Origin of the sequence: Mesorhizobium sp. M7A.F.Ca.CA.002.15.2.1 (assembly GCF_003998715.1) — a bacterium.
Taxonomy (GTDB): Bacteria; Pseudomonadota; Alphaproteobacteria; order Rhizobiales; family Rhizobiaceae; genus Mesorhizobium; species Mesorhizobium ciceri.
Map to the genome: position 1 here is coordinate 1 of NZ_RZPI01000612.1, position 3,418 is coordinate 3,418.

Here is a 3,418-nt window from a genome sequence, read left to right on the forward strand (position 1 = left end):
GCCCATGTCTTCGACAAGCTGGCCGAGGCGGGCGCCGATTTCGGCCTGCGCCAAGGCGGCTACTTCGCCATCAATTCGCTGCGCATGGAGAAAGGTTACCGCCACTGGGGTCACGACATCGGCGAGGAAGACAGCCCGCTGCAGGCAGGGCTTGGCTTTGCCGTGGCGTTCGACAAGCCAGGCGGCTTCATCGGCCGTGATGCGCTGTTGCTGCAGAAGGAGGCGGGCAAGCCGCGCCGCCGCTTGGTGCAGTTGCGGCTGCAGGCCGAAGATGCGCCTCTCCTCTATCATCACGAACCGATCTGGCGCGGCGGCAAGATCGTCGGTTCGGTCACCTCCGGCGCCTACGGCCACCGCATCGGCGCCTCGCTCGGCATGGGCTATGTCGAATGCGAGGGCGGTGTCGACGATGCCTGGCTGGCAGCCGCCCCTCTGGAGATCGAAATCGCCTGGAAGCGATACAAGGCCATTGCGCAGCTCAAGCCGTGGTACGATCCGAAGGGGGAACGCCTGAGACCGTGACAGAACCTCCTTTTGGATCAGTCGGAGGCCCTAAGTCCCAGCCACGCTGAAGGTCCGCTTCGGCTTCCGCTGATGCCTGAAGCTACCAGTCCGCTTTCGGCCCAGTCGTGACCGAGCATGGGCTGTCTGATTGAGACTTCTGCCTCGGCCAGCTAGCCGCCGGCACAAAATCAGCATCGTCGGCCTATAATGTCATCAAGAGCTTCGATCCTTGAAGCGGTTCCAGAGATGCATGCGGTTCGCGACCTGCACGGCGACCGGATGGAACGGAACCGGTTTCATGTTGGTGACCGGCAAAGGCATCTGCTCGTCCCGGCGCCGGCCTGCCGCCCAGCGGCCGATTTCCTGGCCAAGAGACATTGCCAATGCCACGCCGCGGCCGGAATAGACGCCGCCAAACACGAGGCCGGGTGCCAGGCGATAGAGGCGAGGTCTGCGATCAGGCACCACGGCAAAGGTGCCATGCCAGTATTCCACGATCGGCGGTTCGCCGCCGAATGCGCGAAAAGCCTTGCCCAGCATGCTCGAGACCTTGGCGCGACCGCGGTCGGCCTCGTCAAACCACAATGTATGCGTGCCGCCGCTCACCAGCCGGCCGTCGACGTCGTAGTGGAAATAGCGGATGTCGTTGCGCATGTCGGACACCGCGGGGTTGCCGACAAGGATCTGGGTGCGCAGGCCTTCCGGCAGCGGGTTTGTCGCGGCCTGGAAGACCTTGAACGGCATCAGTGTCTTCTTCAGCCCAGCCCAGAGGTCGCCGGTAAGCGCATTCGTGGCAAGCACCACTTCTGGCGCCGTGACGCTTCCCGTTGCGGTGAAGACGCGCCAGCCGCCTTCCACCTTCTCGATGCGAGACGCCGCGGCGTTCTCGAAGATGGTCACGCCTTCGCGCTCAAGGGCGCCGGCAAGGCCAATGGTCATGGCGAACGGATTGATGTGGCCGGAATTGTGCACCATCCAGCCGCCGAGATAGGGGCTGCCGATGCGCGCGCTGGCTTCGGCCCGGTCAAGCCAGGAGACATTGGCGCCGAAGGCTTTCCACTCTTCGTAGAACTGGTGCGCGCGGGCAAGCGTGGTGTCGGTGTGAGCGGGCTGGATCCAGCCTTCCTGAACCTGGTGGGCGTCTATGTTGAAGCGCTGCATCAGGCCGAAGGCTACGCCGGCCGCATCCGCAACCATGCGATTGTAGCGCTCACCGATCGTCTTGCCGTAGACCGCCTCGAACTCCGCCGGCGAGGCCTTGGAATGGTGGGAGATGACAAGGCCGTTGTTGCGGCCCGACGCTGCCGATCCGATCTCGTTGCTCTCAAGCAGGATGACATTGACGCCGCTGTCGCGCGCGCCGAGTGCCGCGGCCATGCCGGTGAAGCCGCCGCCGACCACCAGCACGTCCGTCTTCAGGTCGCCTTGCGGTGCCGGTGCGGCCGGGCGCCTGTTCGCGGTCTTGCGCCACAGATGCGGCGTCTTCCAGTCGACCTCAAACATGAAGGACGTCCTCGCTGGCGCCGCCGAGATAGTGTTCCCTCAGGGCCGAATGCGCGGCCATTTCCTGCGCCGGGCCATGCAGCTTCACCTTGCCGGTGTTGAGCAGGTAGGCGTAGTCGCCGCATTCAAGCGCCAGCTGAACGTTCTGCTCGACGAGCAGGATCGAAATGCCGTGGCGCGACAGGTCGAGGATGATGCGGAAGATCTGGTGGACGATCTTCGGGGCAAGGCCGAGAGACGGCTCGTCGAGCATCAGAAGCTTCGGCTCGGCCATAAGCGCGCGCCCGATCGCCAGCATCTGCTGCTGGCCGCCGGACATGCGGCTTGCCATGCCGTTGCGCCGTTCCTTGAGCACAGGAAACAGCTCGAACACCTCGGCGCGCAATGCCTCGAAACTCTTCCCGCCGCGACCGATATGGGCCGCGACCAAGTTTTCCTCCACCGTCAGGCGCTGGAAGATCTGGCGGCCTTCCGGGCAGTGGGTGATGCCGAGACGCACGACCTGTTCGGGGCGCATCCCGGTGATGTCGCGGCCCTCGAACGCGATGCTGCCTGCGGTGGGCCGCGCCACGCCGGAAACGGAATTGAGCAGCGTCGTCTTGCCGGCGCCGTTCGGACCCAGGATGACGACGATCTCGTGCGGATCGACGTCAATGCTGATGCCCTCAAGAACGCCGACGCGCCCGTATCCCGAGCTGAGCCCGGCGATTCTGAGCAGCGGCCCGGATGTCGTCGATGTCATTGGCGGTTCCCAGATAGGCGAGTTGGACGTCGGTGCTTGCCTGCACTTCGGCGGGCGTGCCCCGGAAGAGCAGTTTCCCATGATGCATGACGATGATGCTGTCGCAGAGTGTCATGACGAGATCCATGTCGTGCTCGACGACGATCATGATCCGGTCGGGCGAACGCAACGCGGTGAGTTTTGCCGTCAGTTCCGCCGTCTCGTGGTGGTTCAATCCGGCGGCGGGCTCGTCGAGCAGCAGGACGCGCGGATTGGCGACCAAGGCGCGGGCGATCTCCAGCATGCGTTGTCGGCCATAGGGCAGGCCCCCGGCATCGACGTCGGCGTAGCCCTGAAGGTCAAAAAACCGCAGGATTTCCATGCATTTCTCACGCCGGCGCCGGCGCTGGGCGTTGGCATAGGGTGGCCAGATCACTTCCCTCCAGGCGGCCGCAACCTCGGCGGGATAGAAACAGACTTCAAGGTTCTCGATCGCCGACATCTGGTCGAAGAGGCGGATGTTCTGATAGGTGCGGGCAATTCCCGAATTGGCGATCTGGTATTTCTTGAGTTTGTCGAGACGCTTGCCGTCGAGCGTGATCGAGCCCGACGACACTGTGTAGGAACCAGCCGTCATGTTGATCAGCGTCAACTTGCCGGCGCCGTTCGGTCCGATCACGCCGTGGATTA

The 3,418-nt window shown here is 64.0% G+C and carries 4 protein-coding genes; 1 reads left to right on the forward strand and 3 read right to left on the reverse strand.

All coding sequences use genetic code 11. The features are described from left to right. Nucleotides 1–522, forward strand: a 522-nt coding sequence (locus tag ENZ74_RS26170) for a glycine cleavage T C-terminal barrel domain-containing protein (protein WP_164761217.1), incomplete at its 5' end; no start/stop codon positions are given. A 195-nt stretch (nt 523–717) separates the two neighbouring features. On the opposite strand, the gene ENZ74_RS26175 is transcribed toward ENZ74_RS26170, so the two are convergent. The 3 genes from ENZ74_RS26175 to ENZ74_RS26185 form a co-directional block, all read right to left on the reverse strand. Then, nucleotides 718–2,007, reverse strand: a complete 1,290-nt coding sequence (locus ENZ74_RS26175) for an FAD-dependent oxidoreductase (protein ID WP_063168750.1) — start codon at nt 2,005–2,007, stop codon at nt 718–720. Continuing rightward, nucleotides 2,000–2,749: an ABC transporter ATP-binding protein gene (locus ENZ74_RS26180; protein ID WP_063168749.1), complete on the reverse strand. Its 750-nt coding sequence runs from the start codon at nt 2,747–2,749 to the stop codon at nt 2,000–2,002. Before ENZ74_RS26180 ends, ENZ74_RS26175 begins: the two co-directional genes overlap by 8 nt. Further along, a partial coding sequence (locus tag ENZ74_RS26185; RefSeq protein ID WP_164761218.1) for an ABC transporter ATP-binding protein occupies nt 2,673–3,418 on the reverse strand: 746 nt, incomplete at its 5' end. The genes ENZ74_RS26180 and ENZ74_RS26185, both read right to left, overlap by 77 nt.

Excerpts from the sequence above, each read along its gene's own strand:
- ENZ74_RS26180 (WP_063168749.1), bottom strand. The coding sequence starts at position 2,749 with ATGACATCGACGACATCCGGGCCGCTGCTCAGAATCGCCGGGCTCAGC.
- ENZ74_RS26175 (WP_063168750.1), bottom strand. The coding sequence starts at position 2,007 with ATGTTTGAGGTCGACTGGAAGACGCCGCATCTGTGGCGCAAGACCGCG.